This window comes from Microbacterium sp., assembly GCF_052099035.1.
Taxonomy (GTDB): domain Bacteria; phylum Actinomycetota; class Actinomycetes; order Actinomycetales; family Microbacteriaceae; genus Microbacterium.
This window is the reverse complement of record NZ_JBQDSX010000001.1, coordinates 85,257-109,451: the sequence shown is the minus strand read 5'-3', so window position 1 is coordinate 109,451 and position 24,195 is coordinate 85,257. Positions and strand designations below refer to the sequence as shown.

The window sequence follows — 24,195 nt, the reverse complement described above, 5'->3', positions numbered from 1 at the left end:
TCCATTGTGGCCACTGCTCTCGCACATCCGCTCGACGTCGAAGTGCTCGGTGCTGGCACCACGATCTCGTCGCGCTCGATCGATCGCTTCGCTCACGCCCACGATGCCTCGCACTACCTCCTGATTCCGGATGCCGTGCTCACTCCCACTGACGCAGCAGGCGTCGCTCGAGTATTCGACGCCGTGCGAGCAGCCGGGCGCACGCTCACGTTCCGCTCCGGCGGCACGAGCCTGTCCGGCCAGGCCGTCTCCGGCGACGTGCTGGTCGACACCCGCAGCAGTTTTCGCGGCATCCGCATCGAAGATGAAGGACGACTGGTCCGTGCGGAGCCGGGGGCGACCGTGCGGCAGGTCAATACCCGGCTCGCCCGTCACCGTCGCAAGCTCGGCCCGGACCCGGCCAGCGAGATCGCCTGCACGATCGGTGGCGTCGTTGCGAACAACTCCAGCGGAATGGCGTGCGGCGTCACCGAGAATTCCTATCGCACCGTCGACTCGCTCCTGCTGGTGCTTCCCAGCGGCCTGGTTCTCGACACGGGAGCACCGGATGCCCTCGCACAGCTCTCCTCCGCGGAGCCCGAACTCGTCGCGGGTCTGCTTTCGCTGCGCGAACGGCTGCTCGCCGATTCGGAGTCGACGCAATTCGTCCGGCAGCAGTTCGCGATGAAGAACACAATGGGCTACGGACTCAACTCCCTGCTCGACTTCGACGATCCTGTGAAGATCCTCGAGCACCTCGTGATCGGGTCGGAGGGCACCCTCGCCTTCGTCGCCGAAGCACGCTTCCGAACGATTGAGATCCGACCGCAGATCGCCACGGGGCTCCTCGTCTTCTCGTCGCTCTCGGATGCAATGTCGGCCCTGCCGGGTCTGACCGAACAGGGGCTCGCGACGATCGAGCTGATGGATGCCGCATCCCTCCGCGTCGCGCAGGGCCTCAGCGATGTTCCGGAGTCCATCGCGGACATCGTGGTGGCCGATCATGCGGCGCTTCTCGTCGAAGTTCATGCCTCGAGCGTGGACGCGCTCGAGACCGCGACGGAGGCCGCGCTTACGCACTTCCGAACGCTGCCGCTGGCGGATGAGCCCGCGATGACGACCGATGCCGCTGAGCGCGCATCGCTGTGGAGCGTGCGCAAAGGGCTGTACACGGCGGTCGCCGGAGCGCGCCCGTCCGGGACGACCGCACTGCTGGAGGACATCGTCGTTCCCGTCGACCGGCTCCTGGCGACCTGCGAACGACTCATCGAGCTTTTCGACGAACACGGGTACGAGGACTCGGTGATCTTCGGACACGCGAAGGACGGCAACGTCCACTTCCTGCTCAAGGAGCGCTTCGATGATGCGGAGAGCCTCGCCCGCTACCGGCGATTCACCGACGATCTCGTTGAGCTCGTACTCGGTCACGGTGGTTCTTTGAAGGCCGAACACGGAACCGGACGGATCATGGCTCCGTTCGTTCGTCGGCAGTACGGCGACGTCCTCACGGACATGATGTGGGACATCAAACACCTGTTCGACCCGGCGGGCATCTTGAACCCGGGTGTGGTGCTCTCCGAGGACGCCGAATCCTACCTGCATGACCTCAAGCGGGTTCCCACGGTCGAGAGCGAAGTCGACCGCTGCGTCGAGTGCGGCTACTGCGAGCCCACCTGTCCGAGCAAGGACATCACACTCACACCGCGTCAGAGGATCGTGCTGCGTCGCGATATGGCATGGGCTGAGGAACAGGGTGATGTCGAGCTGCTGCGCGATCTGCGCGCGGACTACGACTACGAAGGCGTGCAGACGTGCGCGGTCGATGGCATGTGCGGGGTCGCCTGCCCCGTCGACATCAACACCGGCGACCTCGTGCGGCGGCTGCGTGCCGAAGAGGCCTCGAAAGTCGAGGACGGGCTGTGGGATGTCGCGGCCCGCGGCTGGGGTGCGGTGACGAGGATCGGCGGCATGGCGCTGACGGTCGCTGACGCGCTGCCGGAGCCGTTGGTGCGCGGAGTCACTCGGCTCGGACGCGCCGTCGTCGGCGCAGACACGATGCCGCTCTACGACGGCGGCCTCCCCCGCGGCGGCTCTGCGGCCCCGACACCCGCGAATCCGATAGACGCCCAGGCGGTCTTCTTCGGTGCGTGCATCGGAACCATGTTCGGCCCGGAGGGGGACGGCATCGGCTCCCGCGACGCGGTGCGAGCACTGCTTGATCGCGCGGGAATCCCGGTCGTGATCCCCGAGGATGCGGGGAGCCTGTGCTGCGGGACGCCGTGGAAGTCCAAGGGCCAGCTCGCCGGCTACGACCGGATGACGGCGCGCGTGCTGTCGACGCTCTGGGAGGCGAGCCGCCACGGCGAGCTGCCGGTGGTGTGCGATGCCGCATCGTGCACCGAGGGTCTGCACGTCATGCTGTCGAAATCGCTCGAGGAGTATCCGGAATATTCCGGATTGCGCATAGAGGACGCGACGACCTTCGTTGCGCGCGAGGTGCTCCCCCGCCTCACCGTTGCGAACAAGCTCGACTCGATCGCACTCCATCCGACATGCTCGACGACGGCTCTCGGTGCAACCGGGGCGCTGACCGCGCTGGCATCGGCCGTGGCCGATGAGGTCTACATTCCCGACGGCTGGGGATGCTGCGCCTTCGCCGGTGACCGCGGGATGCTGCATCCCGAACTCACTGCCAGCGCCACCGCGGTGGAGTCGGCCGAGGTATCGGCGGCGGATGCGGAGCGCGACGGCTTCGATGCCTTCGTCTCGGCGAACCGGACCTGCGAGATCGGCATGACTCGTGCGACCGGCAAGCCGTACCGCCATGTCGTCGAGCTGCTGGAGGAACTCACCCGCCCCTGAACGCGGAAAGGGCGCCCCGCGAGGGGCGCCCTTTCTGTGATGCGATGGGTCAGCGCGCAGCTGAGCCGTCGACGTAGTCCTCGTCCTGCTGCTTCCAGGCGAAGAGCGAACGCAGCTCCTTGCCGGTCACCTCGATCGGGTGCTGCTCCTCCTTGGCACGCAGCTCCTGGAACTCCTTGGCGCCGTTGTCCTGGTCGTCGATGAAGCGCTTCGCGAAGGCACCCGACTGAATGTCGGCGAGCACGCCCTTCATGCTCTCCTTGACGGCCGAGTCGACGATACGGGGGCCGGAGACGTAGTCGCCGTACTCGGCGGTGTCCGAGATCGACCAGCGCTGCTTGGCGATGCCGCCCTCCCACATGAGGTCAACGATGAGCTTGAGCTCGTGCAGCACCTCGAAGTACGCGATCTGCGGCTGGTAGCCCGCCTCGGTGAGCGTCTCGAAGCCGGCCTGAACGAGGTGGCTCATGCCACCGCAGAGCACAGCCTGCTCGCCGAACAGGTCGGTCTCGGTCTCCTCGGTGAAGGTGGTCCTGATGACGCCGGCACGGGTGCCGCCGATCGCCTTGGCGTAGGACAGCGCAAGCGCCCAGGCCTGGCCGGAGGCATCCTTCTCAACAGCGATGATGTCCGGGATGCCGCGGCCGGCAACGAACTCGCGGCGCACGGTGTGGCCGGGTGCCTTCGGAGCGATGAGGATGACGTCAACGCCCTCGGGTGCGTCGATGTAGCCGAAGCGGATGTTGAAACCGTGCGCGAACGCGAGGGTCTTGCCCTCGGTCAGGTTCGGGGCGATCGACTCGGAGTAGATCGTGCGCTGGTGCTGGTCGGGGGCCAGGATCATGATGAGGTCGGCCCAAACCGTGGCATCCGCAACGTTCTTGACGGGGAAGCCAGCCTCTTCCGCCTTGGCGATCGACTTCGAGCCGTCCTTCAGTGCGATCGTGACTTCGACGCCCGAATCACGCAGGTTCATGGCGTGGGCATGGCCCTGCGAGCCGTAGCCGACGATTGCGACCTTCTTGCCCTGGATCAGGGACAGGTCAGCGTCGTCGTCGTAGAAGATCTCAGTACTCACGTTGTTTTTCTCCTTGCTAGTGGTTTATGGGTGTGTCAGCCGCGCAGGACGCGTTCGGTAATGCTCTTGCCACCGCGACCGATGGCGAGCAGGCCGGACTGTGCGAGCTCCTTGATGCCGAATGGCTCCAGTGCTCGCAGAATCGCCTCGACCTTGCCCTTATCGCCGGTGACTTCGATCACCAGTGCATCCGGGGCGTAGTCGACGACGGAGGCGCGGAAGAGGTTCACGACCTCGATCACGTTCGAACGCGTCGCGTTGTCGGTGCGCACCTTCACCAGGACATGCTGTCGCTGCACCGAGCTCGCCGGGTCGAGTTCGACGATCTTGATGACATTGATGAGCTTGTTCAGCTGCTTGGTCACCTGCTCAAGCGGCAGCTCTTCGACGTCCACGACGACGGTGATGCGCGAAATACCCGGCACCTCGGTCACGCCGACGGCGAGGGACTCGATGTTGAAGCCGCGGCGGGCGAAGAGACCGGCGACACGGGTGAGGAGGCCGGGTGTGTCCTCGACGAGAAGACTCAGCACGTGGGTAGACATCGCTCAGATCTCCTCATCGAATGTGGGCGCATGATCCAGCGCATATTGGACATAGCTGTTACTGACGCCCTGCGGCACCATCGGCCAGACCATGGCATCCGCTGACACGACGAAGTCGATCACGACCGGCCGGTCGTTGGTCTCCAGCGCGAGCTTGATGGCTGCGTCGACCTCTTCTTCCTTCTCGACACGGATGGCGAGGCATCCGTAGGCGTCGGCGAGCTTGACGAAGTCAGGAATGCGGACTGTGCCGTGCCCGGTGTTCAGGTCGGTGTTCGAGTGCCGTCCGTCATAGAACAGGGTCTGCCACTGACGCACCATCCCGAGGGATGAGTTGTTGATGATCGCGACCTTGATCGGGATGTTGTTGATCGCGCAGGTGGCGAGCTCCTGATTGGTCATCTGGAAGCATCCGTCGCCGTCGATCGACCACACGACGCGGTCGGGTTCTGCGACCTTCGCCCCCATTGCTGCGGGAACGGAATACCCCATCGTTCCGGCACCGCCGGAGTTCAGCCAGGCGTTGGGACGCTCATACTTGATGAACTGAGCAGCCCACATCTGATGCTGTCCGACGCCGGCGGCGTAGATGCCTTCGGGGCCGGTGAGCTCTCCGATCCGCTGGATCACGTGCTGAGGAGAGAGCAGTCCGTCCTCGGTCGGAGAGAAGCCGAGGGGGAACTCCTCGCGCAGTCCGTCGAGGTACGACCACCAGTCCGAGATATCCGGCTGCGCGTCGCCGACCGTTCCGCGGAACGCCGCATCCAGGTCGATCAGGACATCGCGGACATCGCCGACGATCGGCACGTCCGCGTTGCGGATCTTGGAGATCTCAGCGGGATCGATATCGACGTGCACGACCTTCGCGTTGGGTGCGAAATCAGCCGCTTTGCCCGTGACCCGGTCATCGAAGCGCGCACCGAGCGCCACGATGAGGTCGGACTGCTGCAGCGCGAGGACGGCAGGAACAGTGCCGTGCATGCCCGGCATGCCGAGATGCTGCTGGTGCGAGTCGGGGAAGACCCCGCGCGCCATCAGCGTCGTGACCACCGGCGCGTTCGTGGACTCGGCGAGTGCCCGCAGCTCTGCCGCAGCACGACCGCGAACGACTCCGCCGCCGACATAGAGGACCGGCTTCTTCGCCTCCGCGATCAGCGTCGCAGCGGCCTGGATCTGCTTTCCATGAGCCTTCGTCACCGGCCGGTAGCCGGGGAGGTCGACCTTGGGCGGCCAGATGAACGGCGCGGACTTCTGCTGCGCATCCTTCGTGATGTCCACGAGCACAGGGCCTGGGCGTCCCGTTGAGGCGATCTCGAAAGCCGCCGCAAGAGCGCCCGGAATCTCCTCGGGAGTCTTCACGAGGAAGGAGTGCTTCGTGATCGGCATCGTGATGCCGACGATGTCAGCCTCCTGGAACGCATCCGTTCCCATCAGATGGCTGAACACCTGACCCGTGATCGCGACGATCGGAACCGAGTCCATGTATGCATCGGCGATCGCCGTGACGAGGTTGGTCGCCCCGGGGCCCGAGGTCGCGATCGCGACGCCGGTCCGGCCGCTCGCCGACGCGTATCCCTCCGCGGCGTGGCCCGCGCCCTGCTCATGCCGAACGAGGATGTGGCGGACCGAATCATCGTCCATGAGCGGGTCGTAGACGGGCATGATCGTCCCGCCCGGGATGCCGAATACGTCGGTCACTCCGAGGAGATCCAACGAACGGACGACAGCTTCTGCCCCGGTGAGCTCGGGAGCGGACGCCTTCTGGGACGGTGGCCGTGGAACGGCCGGAGCAGAATCAGCAGTCATATCTTTCCTCGTTGATCTGAAGTGTCGTCAATACTCGAACCGAAGATCGGTCGGTGAGGCTGTCGAAGGTCAGCCGGTCGTCGCGCCCTCTGCGGCGGAGCGCACGAGCTTCGAGTACTTGGCAAGAACGCCACGGGTGTAGCGCGGGGGAAGCGGCTCCCAGCCAGAACGGCGGGAGGCGAGCTCTGCCTCTTCGACGAGTAGATCAAGAGTGCGAGCTGCGATATCGACCCGTATCAGATCACCATCGCGCACGAAGGCGATGGGACCTGCGTCCACCGCTTCGGGTGCTATGTGGCCGATGCACAGGCCGGTTGTGCCGCCTGAGAATCGTCCGTCAGTCAACAGTAGTACATCTTTTCCGAGACCTGCGCCCTTGATGGCCGCGGTGATCGCGAGCATCTCGCGCATCCCTGGTCCACCCTTCGGGCCTTCGTAGCGGATGACGATGACTTCGCCCGCGTTGATCTCGCCGTTCGCGACAGCATCCATCGCCGCGCGCTCGCGCTCGAAGACGCGCGCCGGCCCCTCGAAGACGTCTGCGTCGAATCCGGCCGACTTGACCACAGCCCCCTCGGGTGCAAGCGATCCGTGCAGGATCGTGAGACCGCCGGTGGCGTGGATCGGGTTGTCGAAGGCATGAATGACCTCGCCGTCGATCGGGCCGGGGTTGAGCTCGGCGAGGTTCTCAGCGAGCGTCTTGCCGGTGACGGTGAGCGCGTCGCCGTGCAGCAGTCCCTCATCGAGCATCGCCTTCATGATGACCGGGATGCCGCCGTGACGGTCGACGTCATTCATGACGTAGTTGCCGAACGGCTTCATGTCGGCGACGTGCGGGACCTTGTCTCCGATGCGGTTGAAGTCGTGCAGGGTCAGGTCGACGTCGGCCTCGCGGGCGATCGCCAGGAGGTGGAGGACGACGTTGGTCGAACCGCCGAGCGCCATCGCCAGGGCGATCGCGTTCTCGAACGCCTCCTTCGTCAGGATGTCGCGTGTCGTGATGCCCTGGCGCAGCAGGTTGATCACGGCTTCGCCGGAGCGGTGCGCGAAGTAGTCGCGGCGGCGATCGGCGGCCGGCGGCGCAGCGGAGCCGGGCAGGCTGAGCCCCAGCGCCTCGGCGACGGAAGCCATCGTGTTGGCGGTGTACATCCCACCGCAGGCGCCCTCACCGGGTGCGATCGCGCACTCGATGCGCTTGAGGTCCTCGCCGCTCATGAGGCCGGCGCGACATGCGCCCACGGCCTCGAACGAGTCGATGATCGTGACGTCCTTCTCGGTGCCATCGGAGAGCTTCACCCAGCCGGGTGCGATGGACCCGGCGTAGAGGAAGACACTCGAGAGGTCCAGGCGCGCGCTTGCCATGAGCATGCCGGGGATCGACTTGTCGCAGCCGGCCAGCAGCACGCTGCCGTCGAGGCGCTCTGCCATCATGACCGTCTCGACCGAATCCGCGATCACCTCGCGTGAGACGAGGGAGAAGTGCATCCCCTCGTGGCCCATCGAAATGCCGTCGGAGACCGAGATCGTGCCGAACTGCAGCGGGTATCCCCCACCGGAGTGCACCCCTTCTTTCGCGCCCTGAGCGAGCCGGTCAAGACTCAGGTTGCACGGGGTGATCTCGTTCCAGCTGGATGCGATGCCGATCTGCGGCTTGTCCCAGTCCTCGTCTCCCATCCCGACAGCACGGAGCATGCCTCGGGACGTTGTGGCCTCGATGCCGTCGGTGACGACGCGGCTGCGGGGCTTGATGTCGATGGACGCGGGTGAAGAAGGATCGTGCGGGGACATGACGGCAGTCTATTCCCGTCCGGAGGAGCGTTCGGCCGCGAGGGCCTCTAGAAGAGCGGCCATGTCTTGTGGAGTGTCCACACGCAGTGCGGCGGCCGACTCCCCTGGTCCGACGCGCACGCCGAGGTCGTCCGCTCCGAGCACCGCGATCGCGTCTTCATCCGTGACGTCGTCGCCGGCAAACAGGATCCCGGTCGCATCGAAGTGCTCGCGCAGCACGCGCATCGCAGCATCCTTCCCTTCGGTGCGTGAGGAGAACTCGAGTATCCGGTGGCCCTGCCGACGCCGCCAGTGCGGGAACCGTGCCGCGACCAGCGCATCGACCTCCGCGAATGCTGCGGCTTCGGCCTCGGGGGTCGCGCGGCGGGCATGAATGCCCATCCCGAACGTCTTCTGCTCGAGCCCGATGCCCTCGTAACGATCCACGATCGGCTGCGCTGCGGCCCACAGCTCCTCGCGCACCCCGTCGTCGGGCGACGCGCCCGGGGCGTCTTCGTCGCCGCTGCCGGGGAACCAGTACTGCGCGCCATGGGATCCCGCGAGGGCGATCGCGGAGTCGTCGTCGTGTTCCGCGATCACGCGAAGGTCGTCCATGCTGCGTCCCGAGACATAGGCCACGTGAGTGTTCGGCAACGCGGCCAGCCGCTCGAGCTGCGCTTTCACTTCGGGCAGGGCACGGGCGGACATCGGGTCGGGAACGAGCGGGGATGCCGTCCCGTCGAAGTCGAGAGCGATGACCAGCCGCGGCGTGGTCGCGATGGCGGCCAGGGCTTCATCGGTGGTTCCGGGCGTCCAGGTGCGTGTCACTGGGTGATTCCTTTCAGGCGTGACGGGCGTGTACGGCTGCGAGAGCGTTGATGAACGACGACGACCAGGCATTCACGTCGTGCTCGAGCACGCGCTTGCGCAGCGACCGCATCCGCCGCCCCTGCTCCGTGGGCTCCATCTCGACGGCTGTCATGATGGCGTCCTTCAGCCCCTCGATATCGTGCGGGTTCACGCGGATCGCGCGGCGCAATTCATCGGCAGCACCGGTGAACTCGCTGAGCACGAGGACCCCGCGATTGTCGGCACGCGTGGCGATGTACTCCTTCGCGACGAGGTTCATACCGTCGCGCAGCGCGGTGACGAGCATCACATCCGCAGCGAGATAGAGCGCGACCATCTCCTCGCGCGGGAAACCCTGATGCAGGTAGCGGATCGCACTGTGCCCCATCGTGTCGGTGTCACCGTTGATCCGTCCGACGGCCTGTTCGATCTCATCTCGGAGATGCACATAGGCGTCCACACGCTCACGACTGGGGCTTGCGACCTGAATCAGCGTGACGTCTTCGACCTTGAGGCGCCCCTCCGAAAGAAGTTCTCCATATGCCTTGATCCGGTGCCGGATTCCCTTGGTGTAGTCCAAGCGATCGACACCGAGCAGGATCCGCTTCGGGTTTCCGAGGCTCTCGCGGATCTCGACCGCACGCGCCTGTACTTCGGGTTTGGCGATGAGTTCGAGGTACGGGGAGGTGTCGATCGAGATCGGGAACGCCTTTGCCAGCACCGGTCGAGTCTTCTCCTTGCCCGGCACGTGGACCATCGAGCCCTTGACCTCGTACTGAAGTCGTCGACGGACGGCAGTCAGGAAGTAGACGGCATCCTGTGCCCGCTGGAAGCCGATCACATCAGCCCCGAGCAGACCCCGCAGCACCTGATCGCGCCACGGAAGCTGAGCGTAGAGGCCGTGCGCGGGGAACGGGATGTGATGGAAGTATCCGATGGTGACGTCGGGGCGCAGGGCGCGCACCATCTCCGGAACCAGTTGGAGCTGGTAGTCGTGCACCCAGACCGTGCCGTGCTGCGCCACAGCCTCAGCGGCAGCCTCGGCGAACCGACGGTTCACCGTGACATAGGCGTCCCACCACTCGCGGTGATACTGGGGAGGCGCGATCACGTCGTGGTACAGGGGCCAGATCGTGTCGTTCGCGAAGCCCTCGTAATACTCGGCGACCTCTTGCGCGCTCAGAGTGATCGGAATGAGTCGGATGTCATTGGCGACGAAGGGCTCGAGCTCGACATCGGCCTGGCCTGCCCACCCGACCCAGGCTCCGTCGACGGACTTCATCATCGGCTCAAGCGCCGCGACAAGTCCCCCGGGGGAAGTGCGCCAGGTCTCTTCGCCGTGTGCATCGACCACTCGGTCCACCGGAAGCCTGTTCGCAACGACGACGAATTCTGCGGTGTCCACGGGATCTCCTCGCTGCCGGTGATGTACTCCCCCAGGCTAGCGAGTTCGCTGACGCGTGCGGCTCGCGAACCAGTTCAGGATGCCGGAAACGAGCACGATCGCTGCTGAGACGATGGGCAGAACCATCGCCGCCGGTGTGCCGAGGCTCTGCGCGATCTCACCGGTGACCGCGGATCCGAGCGATTGACCCACGATCACGCTGGAGCCGAGCATCGTCATCACCGTTGCCGATCTGCCCAGCGGGCTGCGAGCCGCGCCGAAGCTGTACTGCGTGACGAGTGTCGGACCGATCCCGATGCCCAGGATGGCCAGCACCCACATCATCGCGACGGGCGAGTCCGCAAAGGGCAGCATCACGGAGGCCGCGAGCAGGATGCTGGCGAAGACCAGCCAGCGTGCGCGCATCGAGAACCGTGGGGGCAGCCAGGCGACTCCGAGCGCGAGGATCGCCGATCCCACCCCCATGACGCCGTACAGCAGCCCCGCTTCCTCTGGCGCACCACGATCGTCCATGAACGCCGTGAGTGAGGTGAGCATCGTGCCGAAGAACAGGCCGACTCCGAGGATGCCCATCACCACGACGAGCAGGTTCGGGCAAAATAGTTCGGATGCTGCGGATGGGGCGCGCCCGTCAGCATCCCGATCTGCGGAGACATGACGGCCGCTCGGATGCAGCGCGAACGCTCCAACGAAGACGAGCGTGAGGGCGGCTGCACCGACCAATGGCGCCCAGGGTGCGATTGCGGAGCCGAGGAGGCCCACGATGAACGGGCCGAACACGAACACCGTCTCATCGGCGGCGGACTCGTAGGACATCGTTCCGGAGAGCGTCCGAGGGCGCTGGCGTTCCGGCATCCGCTCGTTGATGATCGTCACCAGCCGGGAGCGCGACATCGGCGCGACCTGCGGCGCGGACGCACCGATGCCGATGGCTGCGAGCAGCACGAAGGCATCGGAGGCCGACCCGTACACGACCACGGTGAAGACGACGAGCAGTGCACTGTTCGCGATCGCCAGAGCCAGGAGGACGAGCCGTTGCCCGAAACGATCTGCGGCGGCTCCGAGGAGCGGCCCGAAGCAGGCGGTTCCGAGCCCCACAGCAGCCGACGTCAATCCGCCGAGCGACAGCGAGCCTCGTACGGAGACGACGACGGTGAGGACACCGACGACCATCATCGCGAAGGGCAGTCGCGCCACGAAGGCGATGAGGAAATACGGCAGGCCCGCTTCGCGGAACATGCTCGATCGGGCGAGAGGCTGCGCCTGGGTCATGAATCTCCGCTCAGGCGCCGAAGCGCCGCGGCCATTCTACCGAGGTCGATGACGCCAGGCTAAGTTGGAGGGATGCGCTACCTCTTCAGCACAGGTCTCATCGGAGCGATCACTGCCGGTGTGTCGTTGCTTCGCGGCACGCGCGAGGCTCCCATCACCTGGCGCGCTGTTCTGGCGTGGGTGAGCTGGGGCATCACTCTCGCTCTCGCCGTCGGTGCGGCCATCGACATGCGGCGTGAATCGCACGGCGTCCCGGTTGCCGACGATTCGCCGCTCGCTGCCAAGCAGTCCAAGCGTGCGAAGAAGGAGATCAAGCGCACCGAGAAGCAGCTGAAGGCCGCGCAGAAGCGCTGACGCGGCCTTCGCCACTGAGCCTGTCGAAGGGTCAGCGAGTGAGGATGAGGGCCTCGCCCTGGCCACCACCACCGCAGAGTCCGACGGCCACCGTGCCGCTCCCACGCCGGGCGAGCTCATGCGCCATGTGCACGACGAGCCGGTTTCCCGACACTCCGATCGGGTGACCGATCGCGATCCCACCGCCGTGAATGTTCACGATGTCGCTCGATACTCCGAGCTCGACCTGGGAGCGTGCGACGACGGCCCCGAAGGCTTCGTTGATCTCGACCAGATCGAGATCGGCTGCGGTGATGCCCTGCTTCTCCAGTGCGCGCTGGATCGCCTGGGCCGGCTGCGCCTGAAGTGAGTTGTCGGGGCCGGCGGTCTCTCCGCTCGCACCGATCGTCGCGAGCACCGGCCATCCCTGGGCCTCGGCGTTCTCACGCGTGGTGACGATGACGGCAGAAGCCCCGTCGGAGATCTGCGATGAGTTGCCCGCAGTGATCGATCCGCCCTCGGCGAATGCCGCACGGAGCTTCCCGAGCGTCTCAACGGTGGTGTCGGGGCGGACGCCCTCGTCGCGGGTTGCGAGAATCGGCTCGCCACGACGCTGCGGCACCTCGACAGTGACGATCTCGTCGTCGAAAACGCCCGCCTCTGCTCCAGCTGCTGCTCGCTGGTGCGAAAGCGCTGCGACCTCGTCCTGCGCCTCTCGGGTCAATTCGAATCGCTCGTTGTGACGCTCGGTCGACGCGCCCATGCTCTCCTTGTCATAGGCGTCGGTGAGTCCGTCGAAGGCCATGTGGTCGAGCACCTCGACGCTGCCGTAGGTCCAGCCGTCGCGCGAGCCCATCAGCATGTGCGGTGCGCGTGTCATGGACTCCATGCCGGCCGCCACCACGGTGGTGGCGTCTCCGGTCTGGATCATGCGGGCGGCATCGATGATCGCCGTGAGCCCCGACAGGCACACCTTGTTGACGGAGTGCGCGGGAACATCCCATCCGATCCCCGCTCCGATAGATGCCTGACGTGCGGCGTTCTGACCGGAACCGGCGGCGAGCACCTGTCCGACGATGACGGCATCGATCGCCGATGGGTCGACCGAGCCCTGCGCCAGCGCGCCCTTGATCGCGAGCGAGCCGAGCTGCGGCGCGGTGAAGGAAGCGAGCTGCCCCTTCAAGCGTCCCTGTGGGGTGCGTGCGGCGGCGACGATGACGACATCGGTCATGACAGCTCCTTCAGGTTTTCAGAGACGATCAGGGGCGGCTCTGTGGCGTCGATGACATCCTGCACGCTCACAACCGGCGCGGTCTCGACGAGCACCAGCCCCTTATCGGTGACATCGATCACCGCGAGATCCGTGATGATGCGGTGCGCGACTCCCCTGCCGGTGAGGGGCAGTGAGCATTCGTTGACGATCTTCGCGGAGCCGTCCTTGGCGACGTGCTCCATGAGGATGATGAGGCGTCCTGCGCCGTGGACGAGATCCATCGCACCGCCGGGGCCCTTGACCATCTTTCCCGGGATCATCCAGTTCGCCAGGTCTCCGGTGGCCGAAACCTGCATCGCGCCGAGGATCGCGGCGTCGATCTTTCCGCCGCGGATCATGCCGAAGCTCATCGACGAGTCGAAGAAGGACGTGCCCGGCAGGGTCGTAACGGTCTCCTTGCCGGCGTTGATGAGATCAGGATCCACGGCATCCTCGGTGGGATACGGTCCGACGCCGAGAATGCCGTTCTCCGACTGCAGCACCACGGTGACATCGTCAGAGACGTAGTTCGGGACCAGAGTCGGCAGGCCGATACCCAGGTTGACGTATGAGCCGTCGGTGAGCTCTGCGGCCGCACGTTCTGCCATCTGCTCGCGGGTGAGTGCCATGATCAGGCTCCTTCGCTCTGGGTGACGGTACGACGCTCGATGCGCTTCTCGATATCGGTGCCGACCTCGACGATCCGATGCACGAAGACACCGGGAAGATGCACACGGTCCGGGTCGATCTCGCCTGGCTCGACGAGCTGCTCGACCTGTGCGATGCAGACCCGGCCCGCCATGGCGGCGATCGGGTTGAAGTTGCGGGCCGCCTTGTTGAACAGCAGGTTGCCGTGCCGGTCGCCCGCCATGGCGTGCACGATCGAGAAGTCCGTGGTGATCGCTTCTTCGAGGACGAACTCTTTCGGTGTGCCGTCGACGTCGAAGGTGCGCACATCCTTCACGGGGGACGCCACTGCGATCGAGCCGTCCGGATTGTAACGACGGGGAAGCCCGCCTTCGGCGACCTGGGTTCCGACACCGGTCTGCGTGTAGAACGCCGCGATACCGGAGCCGCCGGCGCGCAGCTTCTCCGCGAGTGTGCCTTGAGGGGTGAGCTCGAGTTCGAGCTCACCGGAGAGGAACTGGCGTTCGAACTCCTTGTTCTCGCCCACGTAGGACGAGGTCATCTTGCGGATGCGCTGCGCGTTCAGCAGCACGCCCAGACCCCAGTCATCGACGCCGCAGTTATTGCTGACGATGCTGAGATCCGTCGTTCCCTGCGCGAGCAGCGCTTCGATCAGCGCGATCGGGTTTCCGGAGAGACCGAATCCGCCGACTGCCAGGGACGCACCGTCCGGGATATCTGCAACAGCTTCCGTAGCCGTCGCCCATTGCTTGTCGATCACGCAGCACTCCTTCGTGTGAGGTCTTCTTCCAGCATCCGCCCGCCGTGCGGTCTGACCGAAATCCGGTCTTGCGATATGGGCGATTCGAACGGTACTGTCCACATTATGGACACATCAGGCCGTTCAGTCCCCGGCGCGCAGGCCGTGGCCCGCGCTGCGCGCCTCCTGCGACTGGTCACGGCCAGTGGCGAGGACGGTGCTACCGTGCAATCCCTCGCGCGCTCCGCCGACCTCTCGCGTTCGACAGTGCACCGGCTGCTCAGCGCTCTGCGCGTCGAGGGGTTGGTCGATCGCGATGAAGAGAGCGCCAGGTGGATGCCGGGACCGGAACTGTTCCTCATGGGAGCAGTGGCTGCGGCGCGATATGACATCACTGCCCTCGCACGAGACATCGTCCGCTCGCTCGCGGTGAAGACGGAGGAGAGCGCGTTCCTGTCGGTCAGGCGTGCGGATGAGACGGTCTGTCTGGTGCGCGAAGAGGGCTCTTTTCCGATCCGGTCGTTCGTACTCAGCGAGGGCGTGCGGTTCCCCCTCGGCGTCGCCAGCGCGGGACTTGCCATCCTGTCGTTTCTGCCTGACCACGATGTGGATGCCTATTTGGAACGGCATCCAGAACTCAGCGAGCGCTGGGGCCGCACGCACGGGCTCGCACCGCTCCGCCGGCGTCTGACAGAGACCAAGGAACGCGGGTACGCCGTGAACCCCGGCCTCATCGTGGAAGGCAGCTGGGGCATGGGAGCTGCCGTGTTCGACCGCAACGGACGCCCCGAGTGGGCGCTGAGTCTGACCGGAGTCGAATTCCGCTTCGGTCCGGACCGAAGAGCTCAGCTGGGGCGCACGCTCATGGCGCACGCTCATCAGCTGTCCTCACGGATCAGCACCCGCACCGGTCACTGATTCTGTCGAACCGCCGGTCTCGGCGATCCGATCGCCGACTGCACGAGCGGCGCGAGCGCCTGGGCACCGTGATCGCTCATGACGATCGTGTAGTGGTTGAAGCCATCAATATGACGGTGCACAATCTCGGGGTGCGCGGCGAGCAGGCGCTCACGGTGCGCGACCGGATACAGCCCCGGTTCCTCGTTCTGCAAACCGCGCGGAACCGTGATCAACAGCGTGGGCTGGCTCAACGCCGCGAGTGCCTCGGGAAGCGCGGATCCGAGGTTCAGGTCGATGGTGTCCTCTACGGTGGTCTGAGCACTCGTCGCGGGCCGGAACCGATCACCATCGGGCACCAGATCGTAGGCGATATAGCGCTCCAGCGCGGCACTCCAGTCCGATTCGAAGGCCGGGTGGTGCCGCCAGAACGCCTCGATGTACTCGTCGACGTCATTCCATCGCTTCGCCAGACGGTCTGCCGTGGGTCCCAGGATGAGCGAGACCAGGTCCTCGGGCTCGACGCCGCTCGGCACATCGAGCGGCAGCCCGCCGTCGATGAGGATCAACTGCTGGACACGGTCGGGATGCCGATGAGCGAGCACCATTGCGACGAAACCGCCCATCGAGTGGCCCACGACCGGCACCGCGGCAAGTGCGAAAGCGTCGAGGACCGCGACCATGTCGGTCGAGTGGGCGACCATGCCGGCCGGCCCCACGATGTCACGGCTCTCACCGCGCCCACGGAGATCCGGGGCGATCACCCGCACCCCAGTCAGCTGCTGCGCGAGGAACGGCCAGGCAAGATGCGACGAGGTGACGCCATGAATCGCGAGGATCGTCGGGACGTCACCCGGCATGTCGGCCGCACCCGCGTCTACCGGATCCCACACGCCGACGCGCAGGTCTCCCCCACTGACGGGTACGTCGACGGTGCGATACACGTGCGCACTCATCGAGAAGTCCATCCGCCATCCATCGTGTACGAGGCACCAGTGACCATCGCGGCGTGCGGCGAGGCCAGCCATCCGGCAAGGGATGCCACTTCGGCAGGTTCCACAAGTCGCTTGATGGCACTCTCGGTGAGCATGACCTTCTCGACGACCTCGCTCTCGGGGATCCCGTGCACCTGCGCCTGGTCGGCGATCTGCTTCTCGACGAGGGGCGTGCGGACGTAGCCAGGATTGATGCAGTTGCTCGTGACACCGTGCGGTCCGCCCTCGAGCGCGGTCACCTTCGACAGGCCTTCCAGCCCGTGCTTGGCGGCGACATAGGCGGACTTGAAGGCGCTGGCCCGCAGTCCGTGCACGCTGGAGATGTTGATGATCCGCCCCCACCCGCGCTCGTACATGCCCGGCAGCATTGCCCGGATGAGTAGGAACGGCGCCTCGAGCATGATGCGCTGGATCGTCCGGAACGCGTCCGGCTCAAAGTCCTGGATCGGGCTGACCCGCTGGATTCCCGCGTTGTTGACGAGGATGTCCGCGTCAAGAGCGAGATCGTCGAGCGCGGTCGTGTCGGACAAGTCGACTTCCCATGCCTCTCCCCCGAGCACCGCAGCGTGCTGTTCTGCCGCCTCGCGGTTGAGATCGGCGATGATGACGTGCGCACCACGGGAAGCGAACTCCTGTGCGCATGCGAGCCCGATTCCGCTTGCACCGCCGGTGATGACGGCACGGCGTCCGGCCAGATCTTGCTCAGCCATTCTCGTTCTCCTTCTCCGGCACTCGCGGTGCCGGCTTCGTCGCGGCGTGAGGCCGCAGCGCGTTGCCGATGAATCTGGTCATGCCGTCGAGGACTGCAGGGGCGATCTGTGTGGGCGGGTTGCCCTGCGCATCGCGTTCCCAAAGCAGATAGCGCATCCCGATCAGTTCACCGGCGCCCATCAGTGCCCATGCGGCGACCTCGGCGTCGAGCGTGGGATCGACATCGCCGTCTTGCTGCGCGGCGCGCAGACCCGCACGATACCCCTCGACGATCCGCTCGTAGTGGATCTTCAGTGTCTCGGGTGACACGAATTCAGCCTCGCGCACCACGCGATACAGCGCAGGGTGCGCGGCCGTGAAGCGGAAGAAGCCTTCGAATCCGAGACGCTCGGCTTCGATGCGATCGTTGGCCTCAGCCATGGCTTCGGACATCGAGTGACGAACTCTGCGGTTCAGGTCGATGACGAGTGCTTCGAAGATGGTCTGCTTGCTGTCGAAGTACAGGTAGAACGTGCCGAGTGCGACACCGGCGCCCTCGGTGATCTTCACGATGGATGCCTCGTGGTAGCCCAGTTCGGCGAACACCGATTCTGCAGCCTCGAGCAGTTTGCGTCTGGTGTTCTCGCCGCGCTTGGTCAGCGGTCGGCCGGTGGCCGGAGATACGAACGCGCCGACTTCAGCGGTCTCAACGGACTCGGTCATCTGCGTCCTCTTCCTGAGCGGCCATCAGCCCGGTGGCGAGGGCACGCAGGCGGACCCGCGCGACCTTCTCGATCGTCGACCGGGGAAGCTCGTCCAAGAAGACGACCTGTGCCGGAAGTTTGAATGCGGCCAGTCGCTCGCGCGCGAAGGCCAGCAGCTCGTCCTCAGACAGCGCATCATGCGTCACGACGAATGCGACGCCGCGCTCACCCCACACACGGTCCGGAGCGCCGACGACGGCGACCGCCCGCACGAGAGGATGCTCACCGAGCACCCGCTCGACCTCTGCCGGTGCAACGTTCTCGCCACCGGAGACGTAGATCTCCTTGAGTCGATCGACGATCCGGTAGATGCCGGTGCTGTCCCGCTGTGCGAGATCTCCGGAGCGCAGCCAACCGTTCGAGCGCGCTCTGGCGGTGGCATCCGGATCGTCGAGATACTCGGCGAAGGTGCTCGGTCCCCGTATCCACAGCTCGCCGGTCGCGGCGCCGTCGAGGGGCAGTGATGTGGCGACATCCACGAGGCACACGTCGACTGACGGGTACGGACGTCCGACGGTGCCGGGATGGGCCGCGAGTTCGGATGCCGGGAGCGCGAGCACATTGGGACCCGCCTCCGTGAGGCCGTATCCCTGAGTGAGCTCGACGCCACGCTGCGCCCACGCCTTCGCGAGGTCGACCGGCATGGTCGCCCCGCCGACGAGCACGTGTCGCAGCGACGTGAGGTCGGCATCGTCCCAGCCGCGTGCCTCCTGCAGCATCCGGTACTGCGTCGGCACGCCCATCATCGTCGTGACGTGCCGGTCGGAGATCAGCTGAAGCACACGTCCAGGCTGGAATGACCGCTCGAGGACGACTGTCGCCCCCGTCCACCACGCCAGCAGGGGCTGCACGTTCCACGCGGCGACGTGGTACTGCGGGAGCATCGAGAGCACCACGTCTGCGGCCGTCATCGGCATCGCTTGGCTCAATGCCATGTTCGTCCAGAAGCAGTTCGCGTGCGTCAGCACCACGCCTTTCGGCGCCGCCTCACTGCCCGATGTGAAGATCACCAGAAGCGGGTCGTCGTCCTGAACCGCGCGGGATGCTGCGGGGTGCGCCGACCGCGGGACCTCGGTTTCTACGCCGGCGCTGCCGAGAAACACGTATGCAGGCGCGTCTTCGTCCAGCGTCCGCAGTGCGGTGCCCGCGAGCGAGACGTACTCGTCCTCGACGAGGACCAGCTCGGGGGCGCTGCGACGGATGAGTTCCGCGAGCTCAGTGGGTGTCAGTCGCCAGGACAGCGGGATGAATGCGATCCCCAGGAACGCGCATGCGAAGAACGCCACGACGTGATCGGTCGAGTTGCCCGAGACCGTCGCGACACGGTGGCCCGCACCGTAGCCGGCGGCGCTCAGTCGCTCAGCAAGATTCTCAGCGCGCGCTGCAAGGACGGCATAGTCGACGGCCACACCGCGATCATCGATCGCGATCGCGTTCGGGCTGGCGGCAGCTCGGTCGCGGAGCCACCGCCCGACCGTGTGCGGACCGTCGACATGGGCGCTCATCGCACGCTCACCTCGGTGTTGAGCGCGTCGCTGTCCTCGAGGCCGACGAGCGATCCTGCAGCAGGCGCGCTGCCTCGGCGACGGCGACGCAGACTGTCGACGGTGCCGGCGATACCACCGGGCAGGAACATGACCACGAGAATGAACAGTACGCCCAGGAGGAACAGCGGCTCTGAGAGCGGGATGCGCAGGAAGTCCGGCAGGGCCTGGATCCCCTCCGCCCGAGCCAGCACCGTCAGCCGCTGGTCGAGGATCGTGTAGAGCACTCCGCCGACGATCGCGCCCCAGCGGAATCCGACGCCTCCCAGCACGACCATCACGAGCACCGTGATCGTCAGGTCTGTACCCACCGCGCTCGGCTGGGTGCCGGACTGAAGCAGCAGGTAGGCGATACCGGCCAGACTCGCGCAGAGGGCGGCGATCACGAAGACGATCAGCTTCGCCCGGGCGGGGCGAAGTCCCAGCACCTGCACGCGCAGCTCGTTCTCACGTGCGGCAGCAGCGAGATGTCCCAACCGCGACTTGTCCACCCAGAGCACGATCAGGTAGACGATGACGAGAACGATGAGTGCGAGCCAGTAGAGGTTGCGGGTGTTGATCACTCCGACCAGCCAGTCCGGCACACTCTCGGTGTGAAGGCCGAGGCCCTCCTCACCGCCGGTGATCTTCTGATTGCGCCGCACGAGCACGGAGCCCGCCTGAGCGAATGCGAGGGTCACCATGGCGAACGGGATGCCGTTGACGCGCATCGCGACGGCGCCCGTGACCAACGCGATCACCAATCCGCCGATGAGTGCGAGGAACACACCCTGCCACAGCGGCAAGGCGAATGCGTCGAGCACGATGCCGAGGCCGTAGGCGCCGGCGCCGAAGTAGAGCGCATGCCCGAAGGACAGCATCCCGGCTGAGCCGAGCAGCAGGTTGTACGACAGCGCGAGGGCTGCGAACACCATGCACAGCGACAGCAGCGCGAGCGATCCGGGCGTGTACGTCGGCCCGGGAAGGATGCCGGGCAGCGAGAGGTTCAGCAGGGGAAGGATCGCCATGACGATCACGAGCACGACGCCGAGGAGTGCGGGCGCGAAGCGCTTCGCCCCCTGAGTCTGTCGAAGGGCCATCATGCTTTCCTCCCCATGAGTCCTGCAGGTCGCACGAGCAGGACCACCGCGAGCAGGATCACCACGATGAAGTCTCCTGTCCCGCCGAGATAGGTGTTCGCGACTTGCTGCAGCACAGCGACCAGCACCGATGCGATCGCAGCTCCCGTGAGAGATCCGAGGCCACCGACCACGGTGACGATGAATGCGAAGATCAGCAGAGTCGTTCCCAGGTGCGCCGAGACGTATGTCATCGCGTGCATGGCGAGCACACCGCCGATACCGGCCGCAGCTCCTCCGATCGCGAAGACGAGGGTGAACGAGCGGCGCACGTCGATGCCGAGCGCCGTGACCATGGCACGGTTCTCAACGCCGGCCCGGATGATCATGCCGTAGCGGGTGTTCTTCAAGAAGAGCACGAGGCCGGCGAGAACGAGGGCAGCCGCGATGATCAGCACCCAGTACTTGTTCGGGATGCTGGCGCCGAGCACGTCGGTCGTCTGGCCGAGCCAGGAGGGGCCGCTGACGTTGATGGCATCCGTTCCCCAGATTCCCTCGAACAGCGCGATCGCGGCGAACGAGAGACCGACGGTGACGAGCACCTGTTCGATGTGCCGCTCATAGAGCGGGCGAATGAGCACCAGCTCGGTGAGCGTCGCGAATACGGCGCCGACCACGGCTCCGACGAGGATCGACACGATAAAGCCCAGCCATGTCGAGGCTCCGATCGCCTGCGCGACACCCCACCCGACGAATGCGCTGAGGGTGAGGAATGCGCCGTGTGCGAAGTTCAACACGTGCATGAGCCCGTAGATGAGGCTGAGCCCGCTGGCGACGAGGAAGTAGAGGGCGCCGAGGCCGACGCCGATGACGAGTGTCAGGATGAGGACGCTCATGCGTGGGCCTCCGCACTGACGCCGAGGAGTCGCCTCGTGAGGTCGGGGTCGTCCAGGATCGCTCGAGCGTTCCCGGTGTGCACGACACGGCCACCGGCGATCACCACGGCGCCGTCCGCCAGCTGGCGGACGACCTCGAGGTTCTGCTCGACGAGCAGGATCGGAACGAGCTTGGCAGCTTCGGCGAGAGCCGCAGAAACTTCCTGCACGATCTTGGGAGCGAGCCCCTTGGTGGGCTCGTCGACCAGGATGATGCGGTTGTCGTTGAGGAGGGCGCGCGCGACGGAGACCATCTGCTGCTGCCCACCCGAGAGTGTGCCGGCGCGCTGATCCCGCCGCTGCACGAGGTCGGGGAAGAGCTCGGCCACGAAGTCGTGGCGCGGCGTCTTCTGCCGCTCCGCCAGAGCGAGGTTCTCGGCGACCGTCAGGCTCGCGAACACTTCGCGGTCCTCCGGGACATAGCCGACGCCGCGCTGGACGATCTTGTGCGTGGGGAGGTTGTCGATCCGCTCGCCCTCGAGGCGCACCTCGCCACGGCGAGTGATGAGGCCGAGGATGCCGCGGAGCGTGGAGGTCTTGCCGACGCCGTTGCGGCCGAGCACCGCCGTGATACCGGTGGCGGGGACCTCGAAGGTCACGTCTTCGACGACCTGCTGGCCGGCGATGGAGGCGCGCAGGGACTGGACCTGCAGGATGGGGTCGCTCATGCGGCCGTCCCCGTTCCGAGATATGCACTCTGCACGGTGGGGTTCTCCATGATGTTCTGGGGGGTGTCCAATGCGATGATCGTGCCGAAGTACATGACCGCGACGAGGTCGACCAGACCCATCAGCACGTCGATGTGGTGTTCGACCATGAGCACAGTGCAGCCGCTCGCCCGCTGCATCGCACGGATGTTCTCGACGAGACCTGCGACGTCGCCGGATGCGACGCCGGCCATGGGCTCGTCGAGCAGCACGAGCCGCGAGTCCGTGGCCATCAGCGACGCGATCTCGAGCTTGCGCTTGTCGCCGTGGCTGATGTCGCCGGCCGGGGTGTCCAGCCGATGGGCGAGCCCAACCTGCTCGAGAACCTGGATCGCCTGCGTCGTGGCCGCATCCTGCCGGCCGGGGAATTTCAGCAGCGAGTAGCTGCCGCCGTGCGCGGCCTGCACCGCGACGCGCACATTTTCGAGGATGCTGAGTTTGGGGAACAGACTCGATGTCTGGAACGTGCGCCCCAGCCCTGCCCGTGCCCGTTTCGGCACGGACAGGCCGGTGATGTCATCGCCATCGAGGAAGATCCGCCCGGCTGTGGGCCGGATCACGCCCGAGATCGCGTTGAACAGCGTGGTCTTTCCTGCGCCGTTGGGCCCGATGACTCCTACGAGGGATCCGGGTGCGATATCGAGGTCGACGTCCTTGAGGATCGTCGCTCCACCGATCTGCAGACCGAGGCCTTGGACGCGGAGTGCCGCGCCGTCGGACCTGCCGTCTGGCAGGGCTGGGGTGTCGTTCATAAAATGCTTCGCCTTCTGTTTCGGGACAGCCCGATTACGGAGCGACGTCGGATGCGTTGACCGTGGCGACGAGCTCGGGCACGAAGCCAGAGCCGTCAGCGACGAGCTTGGCCTGGTACATGTCCTGCAGCAGAGCGTGGTCCTCGGCGCGCACCGTGTTGGTGCCCTTCGGACCCTCGAACTCAAAGCCTTCGAGAGCAGCGATCATGGCATCCACATCGCCCTTGCCTTCCTTGACCGCCTGCACGAGCATGATGGCCGCGTTGAATCCGTCCGGGCTGAACAGGTCGGGCGTGCCACCAGCGGCCTCGATCGCCTCGACCATCGCGGTGTTGACCTCGTTGTCGGGTGCGGCCGGGAAGTAGTGGTTCAGGAAGTTGATCTTCTCCGAGGCCTCTCCGTAGGCGCCGAACGTCGCGGCGTCGCCGAGACCGGTGACCACGGGGATGCTGTCGAGGACGCCCTGCTGGCTCATGGCCTGCCACATCGCACCGGATGTCGCACCGGCCCAGGCGACGAACACCAGGTCGGGCTCGGCGCTGAGAACCTGCTGCGCGAAGGGCGTGAACTCGGTCACGTCTTCAGCAACGAGCACCGGAGCGACCGTGGCGCCCTGTTCGCCGAGGATCGCCTCGACCGCGGCGACGTTGCCCTGTCCGAACGCGTTGTTCTGCGCGAACACAGCGACCGTCTTGCCATCGATGTCGTCAAGGAACGTACCTGCGGTCGCGACGTCCTGAGCAGACTGGCGACCGGATCGGAACGTGTACTCGTTGACCCCGGTGATGCCGTCAGCAGCGGCGGGACCGGAGATGAACAGCACCTTGTTCTGCTCGGCCTGCTCTGCCATCGCCAGTGCAACACCGGAGGAAGCGCTGCCGAGGAGGATGTTGACGCCGTCGCCGATGAGTTCCTTCGCGGCGGTCACGGCGGTGTCGGGGTCACCGGCATCGTCGCGGTATTCGACGACGATCTTGGTGCCGTCGACCTCGTTCGTACCATCCGTCGCGTAGTCGAGGCCGGCTTTGAAAGCTTCGAGGTACTGCTCGCCGTAGCCGGCGAGGGGTCCGGTTTCGCTGGTGATGACGCCGACTGTGACTTCGGTGGGGCCTTCGGCCTCACCATCACCGCCGCCGCCTGTCGCAGCCTGCGGTGCGCATGCTGCCAGAACAAGGGCAGCCGTGGCGACCACGGAACCCAGGAGTAGCTTCTTTGAAACTCGCATGTGAATGCCTTTCGCCCTTGGAAGGTCTTGATGCCTAACCTGAAAGCTGATTCAGGTTACTTGAACTGTAGAACGTCACCGGTTCCTCGTCAA

General features: G+C 65.8%; 22 protein-coding genes. 3 read left to right on the top strand and 19 right to left on the bottom strand.

Annotated features, from left to right (window positions below; all coding sequences use genetic code 11):
• The first annotated feature begins 6 nt into the window (after window positions 1-6).
• Complete coding sequence (locus ACTIAO_RS00545) at window positions 7-2,841, top strand: FAD-binding and (Fe-S)-binding domain-containing protein (RefSeq protein ID WP_441904396.1); 2,835 nt, start codon at window positions 7-9, stop codon at window positions 2,839-2,841.
• A 49-nt stretch (window positions 2,842-2,890) separates the two neighbouring features.
• Here ACTIAO_RS00545 and ilvC read toward each other — a convergent pair whose 3' ends face one another.
• The 7 genes from ilvC to ACTIAO_RS00510 all read right to left on the bottom strand — a co-directional run bounded on the left by ilvC (window position 2,891) and on the right by ACTIAO_RS00510 (window position 11,563).
• Window positions 2,891-3,919, bottom strand: coding sequence for a ketol-acid reductoisomerase (gene ilvC, locus ACTIAO_RS00540; RefSeq protein WP_441904395.1), 1,029 nt, complete (start codon window positions 3,917-3,919; stop codon window positions 2,891-2,893).
• Between the two features lie 35 nt (window positions 3,920-3,954).
• Window positions 3,955-4,464, bottom strand: coding sequence for an acetolactate synthase small subunit (gene ilvN / locus ACTIAO_RS00535; RefSeq protein ID WP_441904394.1), 510 nt, complete (start codon window positions 4,462-4,464; stop codon window positions 3,955-3,957).
• Window positions 4,465-4,467: 3 nt separating this feature from the next.
• The gene (locus ACTIAO_RS00530) at window positions 4,468-6,270 is read right to left on the bottom strand and encodes an acetolactate synthase large subunit (protein ID WP_441904393.1); all 1,803 of its coding nucleotides are present in this window, start codon (window positions 6,268-6,270) and stop codon (window positions 4,468-4,470) included.
• A 69-nt stretch (window positions 6,271-6,339) separates the two neighbouring features.
• On the bottom strand, window positions 6,340-8,058 hold the full coding sequence (ilvD, locus tag ACTIAO_RS00525) for a dihydroxy-acid dehydratase (RefSeq protein ID WP_441904392.1): 1,719 nt from the start codon (window positions 8,056-8,058) through the stop codon (window positions 6,340-6,342).
• A gap of 9 nt (window positions 8,059-8,067) precedes the next feature.
• Window positions 8,068-8,865 carry a trehalose-phosphatase gene (gene otsB, locus ACTIAO_RS00520; protein ID WP_441904391.1) on the bottom strand — a complete coding sequence of 266 codons (798 nt, stop codon included), beginning with the start codon at window positions 8,863-8,865 and terminating at the stop codon, window positions 8,068-8,070.
• A gap of 13 nt (window positions 8,866-8,878) precedes the next feature.
• Complete coding sequence (locus ACTIAO_RS00515; protein ID WP_441904390.1) at window positions 8,879-10,291, bottom strand: alpha,alpha-trehalose-phosphate synthase (UDP-forming); 1,413 nt, start codon at window positions 10,289-10,291, stop codon at window positions 8,879-8,881.
• 36 nt (window positions 10,292-10,327) lie between these two features.
• Entirely contained in the window at window positions 10,328-11,563 is a 1,236-nt protein-coding gene (locus ACTIAO_RS00510; protein WP_441904389.1) for an MFS transporter, read from the bottom strand.
• Between the two features lie 72 nt (window positions 11,564-11,635).
• Here ACTIAO_RS00510 and ACTIAO_RS00505 point away from each other — a divergent pair, with 72 nt between their 5' ends.
• Window positions 11,636-11,917, top strand: a complete 282-nt coding sequence (locus ACTIAO_RS00505) for a hypothetical protein (RefSeq protein ID WP_441904388.1) — start codon at window positions 11,636-11,638, stop codon at window positions 11,915-11,917.
• Window positions 11,918-11,948: 31 nt separating this feature from the next.
• Here the strand turns inward: ACTIAO_RS00505 and ACTIAO_RS00500 are convergent, their stop codons facing one another.
• The 3 genes from ACTIAO_RS00500 to ACTIAO_RS00490 are packed head-to-tail and all read right to left on the bottom strand — an operon-like array spanning window position 11,949 to window position 14,556.
• The gene (locus tag ACTIAO_RS00500) at window positions 11,949-13,127 is read right to left on the bottom strand and encodes an acetyl-CoA C-acetyltransferase (RefSeq protein ID WP_441904387.1); all 1,179 of its coding nucleotides are present in this window, start codon (window positions 13,125-13,127) and stop codon (window positions 11,949-11,951) included.
• Window positions 13,124-13,777 carry a 3-oxoacid CoA-transferase subunit B gene (locus ACTIAO_RS00495; protein ID WP_441904386.1) on the bottom strand — a complete coding sequence of 218 codons (654 nt, stop codon included), beginning with the start codon at window positions 13,775-13,777 and terminating at the stop codon, window positions 13,124-13,126. Before ACTIAO_RS00495 ends, ACTIAO_RS00500 begins: the two co-directional genes overlap by 4 nt.
• Window positions 13,778-13,779: 2 nt before the next feature.
• Window positions 13,780-14,556: a CoA transferase subunit A gene (locus ACTIAO_RS00490; RefSeq protein WP_441904385.1), complete on the bottom strand. Its 777-nt coding sequence runs from the start codon at window positions 14,554-14,556 to the stop codon at window positions 13,780-13,782.
• 105 nt (window positions 14,557-14,661) lie between these two features.
• Here ACTIAO_RS00490 and ACTIAO_RS00485 point away from each other — a divergent pair, with 105 nt between their 5' ends.
• Window positions 14,662-15,453: an IclR family transcriptional regulator gene (locus tag ACTIAO_RS00485; protein WP_441904384.1), complete on the top strand. Its 792-nt coding sequence runs from the start codon at window positions 14,662-14,664 to the stop codon at window positions 15,451-15,453.
• Here ACTIAO_RS00485 and ACTIAO_RS00480 read toward each other — a convergent pair.
• From ACTIAO_RS00480 to ACTIAO_RS00440, 9 genes are read right to left on the bottom strand one after another with little or no spacing between them, the layout of a single operon-like run.
• Entirely contained in the window at window positions 15,447-16,400 is a 954-nt protein-coding gene (locus ACTIAO_RS00480; protein WP_441904383.1) for an alpha/beta fold hydrolase, read from the bottom strand. The two genes, ACTIAO_RS00485 and ACTIAO_RS00480, sit on opposite strands and share 7 nt — an antisense overlap.
• Window positions 16,385-17,137, bottom strand: coding sequence for a 3-hydroxybutyrate dehydrogenase (locus ACTIAO_RS00475; protein ID WP_441904382.1), 753 nt, complete (start codon window positions 17,135-17,137; stop codon window positions 16,385-16,387). The genes ACTIAO_RS00480 and ACTIAO_RS00475 overlap by 16 nt, the downstream gene beginning before the upstream one ends.
• A complete protein-coding gene (locus ACTIAO_RS00470) occupies window positions 17,130-17,840 on the bottom strand; it encodes a TetR/AcrR family transcriptional regulator (RefSeq protein WP_441904381.1) in 711 nt (236 codons plus the stop codon). The genes ACTIAO_RS00475 and ACTIAO_RS00470 overlap by 8 nt, the downstream gene beginning before the upstream one ends.
• A complete protein-coding gene (locus tag ACTIAO_RS00465; RefSeq protein WP_441904380.1) occupies window positions 17,824-19,386 on the bottom strand; it encodes a class I adenylate-forming enzyme family protein in 1,563 nt (520 codons plus the stop codon). The genes ACTIAO_RS00470 and ACTIAO_RS00465 overlap by 17 nt, the downstream gene beginning before the upstream one ends.
• Window positions 19,383-20,504, bottom strand: coding sequence for a branched-chain amino acid ABC transporter permease (locus tag ACTIAO_RS00460; RefSeq protein ID WP_441904379.1), 1,122 nt, complete (start codon window positions 20,502-20,504; stop codon window positions 19,383-19,385). The genes ACTIAO_RS00465 and ACTIAO_RS00460 overlap by 4 nt, the downstream gene beginning before the upstream one ends.
• Window positions 20,504-21,379, bottom strand: coding sequence for a branched-chain amino acid ABC transporter permease (locus tag ACTIAO_RS00455; RefSeq protein ID WP_441904378.1), 876 nt, complete (start codon window positions 21,377-21,379; stop codon window positions 20,504-20,506). Before ACTIAO_RS00455 ends, ACTIAO_RS00460 begins: the two co-directional genes overlap by 1 nt.
• Complete coding sequence (locus ACTIAO_RS00450) at window positions 21,376-22,086, bottom strand: ABC transporter ATP-binding protein (protein WP_441904377.1); 711 nt, start codon at window positions 22,084-22,086, stop codon at window positions 21,376-21,378. Before ACTIAO_RS00450 ends, ACTIAO_RS00455 begins: the two co-directional genes overlap by 4 nt.
• Window positions 22,083-22,877: an ABC transporter ATP-binding protein gene (locus ACTIAO_RS00445; RefSeq protein WP_441904376.1), complete on the bottom strand. Its 795-nt coding sequence runs from the start codon at window positions 22,875-22,877 to the stop codon at window positions 22,083-22,085. The genes ACTIAO_RS00450 and ACTIAO_RS00445 overlap by 4 nt, the downstream gene beginning before the upstream one ends.
• A 34-nt stretch (window positions 22,878-22,911) precedes the next feature.
• Entirely contained in the window at window positions 22,912-24,102 is a 1,191-nt protein-coding gene (locus tag ACTIAO_RS00440; RefSeq protein WP_441904375.1) for a substrate-binding domain-containing protein, read from the bottom strand.
• Window positions 24,103-24,195 lie beyond the last annotated feature (93 nt).